The sequence below is a fragment of the Nocardioides sp. genome, from assembly GCF_035697785.1.
GTDB lineage: Bacteria > Actinomycetota > Actinomycetes > Propionibacteriales > Nocardioidaceae > Nocardioides_B.
The window spans coordinates 1-5,156 of the sequence record NZ_DASSCL010000089.1; the positions used below are offsets into that span (position 1 = coordinate 1).

Annotated in this window: 6 protein-coding genes; 3 read left to right on the forward strand and 3 right to left on the reverse strand. The window is 73.3% G+C overall.

The genetic code is table 11. The features are described 5' to 3' along the window. A partial coding sequence (locus VFH10_RS08855) for a phospholipase D-like domain-containing protein (RefSeq protein ID WP_325127753.1) occupies positions 1-1,045 on the forward strand: 1,045 nt, incomplete at its 5' end. Here the strand turns inward: VFH10_RS08855 and VFH10_RS08860 are convergent. Both VFH10_RS08860 and VFH10_RS08865 read right to left on the reverse strand, forming a co-directional pair. Beyond that, positions 1,046-1,621 carry a cytochrome b gene (locus VFH10_RS08860; protein ID WP_325127754.1) on the reverse strand — a complete coding sequence of 192 codons (576 nt, stop codon included), beginning with the start codon at positions 1,619-1,621 and terminating at the stop codon, positions 1,046-1,048. It lies immediately after the preceding gene. A 37-nt stretch (positions 1,622-1,658) separates the two neighbouring features. After that, positions 1,659-2,579, reverse strand: a complete 921-nt coding sequence (locus VFH10_RS08865; RefSeq protein WP_325127755.1) for a DNA-3-methyladenine glycosylase 2 family protein — start codon at positions 2,577-2,579, stop codon at positions 1,659-1,661. A 62-nt stretch (positions 2,580-2,641) separates the two neighbouring features. Between VFH10_RS08865 and VFH10_RS08870 the strand changes: the two genes are divergently transcribed. Continuing rightward, positions 2,642-4,213 carry an ATP-dependent DNA ligase gene (locus tag VFH10_RS08870; RefSeq protein WP_325127756.1) on the forward strand — a complete coding sequence of 524 codons (1,572 nt, stop codon included), beginning with the start codon at positions 2,642-2,644 and terminating at the stop codon, positions 4,211-4,213. Positions 4,214-4,246: 33 nt separating this feature from the next. Then, on the forward strand, positions 4,247-4,966 hold the full coding sequence (locus VFH10_RS08875) for a TetR/AcrR family transcriptional regulator (RefSeq protein WP_325127757.1): 720 nt from the start codon (positions 4,247-4,249) through the stop codon (positions 4,964-4,966). A gap of 69 nt (positions 4,967-5,035) precedes the next feature. Here VFH10_RS08875 and VFH10_RS08880 read toward each other — a convergent pair. Further along, the coding region (locus VFH10_RS08880; protein ID WP_325127758.1) for a hypothetical protein at positions 5,036-5,156 on the reverse strand (121 nt) is incomplete at its 5' end.

The following is a 5,156-nucleotide window of genomic DNA, read 5'->3' on the forward strand; positions in this document are numbered from 1 at the left end:
CCAGGACCTGTACGACGCCATGCTCGACGCGATCGCGTCGGCGCAGAAGCGGATCCTCTTCGAGACCTACATCTGGAAGGGCGACGAGGTCGGCCAGCAGTTCAAGGACGCCCTGCAGGAGGCGGCCGGGCGCGGCGTCGAGGTCTACGCGATCTACGACAGCTTCGCCAACGCCGTGGTGCCGCCGCGGTTCAAGCGGTTCGGGCCGCGCATGCAGGTGCTCGGCTACCCCGTCTACAGCGCCGGCTGGCGGTTCTTCGACCTGCGCCGCTACGGCCGCGACCACCGCAAGATCATGGTCGTCGACGACGAGGTCGCGTTCGTCGGCGGCTACAACATCGGTACGGCGTACGCCACGGAGTGGCGCGACACCCACGTCCGCGTCACCGGACCGGGCGTCTGGGACCTCGGCCGGGCCTTCGCGGACTTCTGGAACCTGCACCGCCGCCCGCACCACGGCACCCGCCCGCTGCTGCTGGAGGCGACGCCCGACTGGGAGCCGCGGATCCGCGTGCACCGCAACGTGCCCCGGCTGTGGATGTTCCCGATCCGCGGCATGTACCTGGAGGCGATCAACCGGGCGTCCACACGCATCTGGATGACGCACGCGTACTTCATCCCCGACGACGACTTCGCCGCGGCCCTGTGCGACGCCGCCGGGCGCGGTGTGGACGTCCGGCTTCTCCTGCCGCGCACCTCCAACCACGTGGTGGCCGACTGGCTCTCGCGCGGGTTCTACGGGGAGCTGCTCGCCGCCGGGGTGCGGATCTTCCGCTACCAGGGCGCGATGGTGCACGCCAAGACCGCGACCGTCGACGGGCGCTGGTCGACGATCGGTACGGCGAACATCGACCGGCTGTCGATGACCGGCAACTACGAGGTCAACGTGGAGGTCATCGACCCCGGCCTGGCCGCCGAGATGGAGCGCATCTTCGAGTGCGACCTCACCAACACCGAGGAGCTCACCAGCGCCGAGTGGCAGGCCCGCGGGGTGCACAAGCGGTTCACCGAGGCGGTGCTGCGGCCGTTCCGCGCTCTCCTCTGATCAGAGCATCCGCCGCAGCAGGCCGTCGCGCAGGACCAGCTGGTGCCGGAGCACCAGCGCCAGGTGCGCGGCCAGCGAGACGTAGAGCAGCACGTGGCTGGCGATGTGCAGCGGGAGCAGGTCGTCGCTGACGAGCAGCAGGCCGAGTCCGGACAGCGGCATCGCCACCAGCGCGACGTAGAGCGCCTGCTCGGTGCGGTGTGCCCAGGCCCGCTCGGCACCGGACAGCTGCTCCGCCCACGGCGGCAGCGGCACCACCTTCCGCCGGACCAGCCGGACCAGCGCGAGGGCGAGGACGGTGAGCCCGAGCCCGATGTGCAGGGGAAGCAGAGGGATGCTCGCGTCGTCGTCCCGGTCCGACAGCGCGTCCGCCCGCTCCTCGAGCTCCTCCTCGCGTGTCTCGTCGCGGTCGGCGCGCTCCTCCAGGCGCTCCTCCCGCGCCTCGATGCGCGCCCGCGCGGAGTCGTCGCCGTCGTCGTCGAGCTGGTACCCGACCAGGACCTGCGCGACCAGGGCGACGACCGTCAGCCAGTGCAGCAGCTTCGTCGTGCGCGGGTAGCCGGGGCCCTCGGACATGCGACGTACGGTATCGGCGGCGGTGCTGCCCGGGCCGTCAGGTGGGCAGGTGCCGGCGTGGGGCCATCCTCGGTCCGCGGCGCGGCCGGTGCACGTGGGCGAGCTCGACGAGCCGCTGCACGCGGTAGCGGTGCGGCCGGTAGGGCTCGAGGAGCTCCGCGAGCCCGTCGTCGTCCACCGCCTCGCCGGTGATCGCCCAGCCGACGTTCTTGGCGACGTGGTAGTCGCCGAAGCTGACCGCGTCCGGGTCGCCGTGTGCCCGGAACCGGACCTCCGCCGACGTCCACACACCGACTCCGGGGAGGCTGCGCAGCCGCCGGTCGACCTCGTCACCGGGCAGGTCGACGGTGCGCTCGAGGGAGGCCGCGACCCGGGCGGCGGTCACCACCGCGCGCGAGCGGGCCGGGTCGATGTGCATCCGCAGCCAGTCCCACGACGGGATCGTCCGCAGCGCCGCGGGCGACGGCTGCACCCAGAGCGGGCGGTCGGCGCCGGGGCCGGGTGCCCGCTCCCCGAACCGGTGCACGAGCATCCGGAAGCCGGCGAAGGCCTCCTGACCCGTCACCTTCTGCTCGATGATCGCCGGGACCAGCGCCTCCATCACCAGGCCGGTGCGGGTGATCCGCCAGTGCGCGTGCCGCCGGTGCATCTCGGCGACGACCGGGTGGTGCGCCACGAAACCGGACGGGTCGTCGCCGGCGCCGAGCATCGCAGGCACGGAGTCGAGCACCCAGTCGGCCCCGTCACCCCACGCCGACGCGTGCACGGTCAGGTCACCCGACTGCCGGAGCCGCAGGGTGGCCGGCCCCGCCGGCGTACGGATGCCGCGCCAGAGCGAGCCCTCGTCGTCGTAGCGGAACGTCGGGTCCCCGCCGCCGCGGCGCAGGATCGACACGACCTGGCGCATCGGGAGGGGCCAGTCGGGCCGCCACTCGCGGGTGCGGGCGGGGCTGGGCACGTCGTCAGGGTATGTCGTGGTCCGGTGGTCGAGCCCGTCGAGGCCCGGCAAGAATGGGCGGCATGCTGCTCGCCGATCTCGTCGCCGCCCACGCGGCCGTCCGCGCGACCCGGTCCCGCAAGGCCAAGGTGGCGGCGCTGGCCGACGTCCTGGGCCGTGCTCGCGACGAGGGTGACGAGGTGGTCGCGATCGCGGTGCACTACCTCGGTGGGTCGCTCCGGCAGCGGCGCACCGGGCTCGGCTGGCGCGGGCTGCAGCAGCTCCCCGCGGCCGCCGACACGCCGTCGCTGACCGCGGTGGAGGTGGACGCGGCCTTCGCCGAGCTGGCGGGCATCGCCGGGACGGGCTCCAAGGCGGCCCGGGAGCGGGCCGTCACCGACCTGTTCGGCCGGGCCACCCCCGACGAGCAGGCCTACCTCCGCGGCCTGGTCACCGGCGAGCTCCGTCAGGGCGCGCTCGACGCGCTCGTCCTCGACGCGGTCGCCGCCGCGGCCGGGGTGCCCGCCGACGCGGTACGCCGGGCGGCCATGTTCGCGGGCGCCACCGCCCCGGTCGCGGTCGCCGCGCTGACGGAGGGTGCGCCCGCGCTGGCCGGGTTCCGTCTCGAGGTGGGCCGGCCGGTCCGGCCGATGCTGGCCTCCAGTGCGCCCGACCTCGACGCGGCGCTCGCCGGGTTCCTCGACGGCGGCGAGGCGGTAGAGGTGGCGGTCGACTGCAAGCTCGACGGCATCCGGGTGCAGGTGCACAAGGACGGTGATCTGGTGCGGGTGTGGACCCGCAGCCTGGAGGAGATCACCGACCGCGTGCCCGAGGTCGTCGACCTGGTCGGCGCGCTGCCCGCCGACCGGCTGGTGCTCGACGGCGAGGCGATCGCGATCGACGACAACGGCCGGGCCCGACCGTTCCAGGACACCGGGGCACGCACGGCCAGCCGGGTGGACGTGCAGGCCCTGCGGGCCGCGGTACCGCTGACGTCGTACTTCTTCGACCTGCTGCTCGTCGACGGCGAGGACCTGGTGGACGTGCCGGCCCGCGAGCGGCTGGCGCGGCTGGCCGAGATCGTCCCGGCGGACGCCGTCGTGCCCCGGGTGCTCACCCGGGATCCCGAGGACGCCCGCCGCGTCTTCGCCGAGGTCGTGGCCGCCGGCCACGAGGGGGTGGTGGTCAAGTCGCTCGACGCGCCCTACGCCGCCGGCCGGCGCGGTGCCTCCTGGGTCAAGGTCAAGCCCCGGCACACGCTCGACCTGGTCGTGCTCGCCGTCGAGTGGGGCAGCGGGCGTCGGCAGGGCTGGCTCTCCAACATCCATCTGGGTGCCCGCGACCCTGACGCGGACGAGGACGGGGCGCGCTTCATCATGCTCGGAAAGACGTTCAAGGGGATGACGGACGAGATGCTCGCCTGGCAGACCGAGCGTTTCCTGGAGCTGGAGAGGTCTCGGTCGTCGCACGTCGTGCACGTGCGTCCCGAGCAGGTTGTGGAGATCGCGTTCGACGGGCTGCAGCGCTCCACCCGCTACCCCGGCGGCCTGGCTCTGCGGTTCGCCCGGGTGCTGCGCTACCGCGACGACAAGACGGCCGAGGAGGCCGACACGATCGACACAGTTCGGACGCTCGGCCAGGTGTACGACGCGTGACACCGGGCGTCACGCGCTGGCTACGATGACGCCATGACCAGCGCCTCCCCCGCACCCGAGGGGGTCGACGAGGCCCCGCAGGACGGCAGGCGCTCCGCCGCCGCCACCCGGCGCCGACGTCGCGAGAAGGAGATCCTGGCCGCCACCCGCACCCTCTTCGACGCGCGCGGCGTCCGGGACGCCCAGATCGAGGACATCGCCCGCGCCGTCGGCATCAACCGGGCCATCATCTACCGGCACTTCTCCGGCAAGGAGGAGCTCTTCGCGCTCACCCTCGTCGGCTACCTCGAGGAGCTCGACCAGCGCCTCGCGGCCGCCGACAGCCCCGACGCCGACCCGGTGCAGCGGCTGCGCGGCATCACCGAGGCGTTCATCGACTTCGGTCTGGAGTACCCCGCGTTCGTCGACTGTGCGCTCACCCTGATGCGCCGGCCCGGCCCGGAGCTGTTGGAGGAGATCAGCGAGGGTGCGATGTTCCGGCTCGGCCGGGGCATCAGCACCTGCCTGGCCCGGGTCGCGGCGGTGATCGAGGCCGGCGTCGACGCGGGCACCTTCCACACCGACGACGTACACCTGCTCGCCAACACGCTCTACGCCGCCGGCCTCGGCGGGATGCAGCTGGCCCGCGTGGGGATGCTGGTCAAGGAGGCGGCCCCCGGGATCCCCACCGTGGCCACGCTCTCCCGACGACAGGTCAAGGAGCACCTGGTCGCGAGCAGCGTCGCGATGGCCATCGGTGCCCCCCGCGGCTGAGCCGCTCTACCGATATCGGTTGTCGCAGAGTGACCCCCAGGTCACTCCCGGACTACCGATATCGGTGGGTCAGCGCTCGAGGATCGCCGTGACGCCCTGGCCGCCGGCGGCGCAGATGGAGATCACGCCGCGGCCGGAGCCCTTCTCGGCGAGCAACTTCGCCAGCGTCGCCACGATCCGGCCCCCGGTG

Coding starts and splice junctions, on each gene's coding strand:
- VFH10_RS08875 (WP_325127757.1), top strand. CDS start 4,247: ATGACCAGCGCCTCCCCCGCACCCGAGGGGGTCGACGAGGCCCCGCAG.
- VFH10_RS08860 (WP_325127754.1), bottom strand. CDS start 1,621: ATGTCCGAGGGCCCCGGCTACCCGCGCACGACGAAGCTGCTGCACTGG.
- VFH10_RS08870 (WP_325127756.1), top strand. CDS start 2,642: ATGCTGCTCGCCGATCTCGTCGCCGCCCACGCGGCCGTCCGCGCGACC.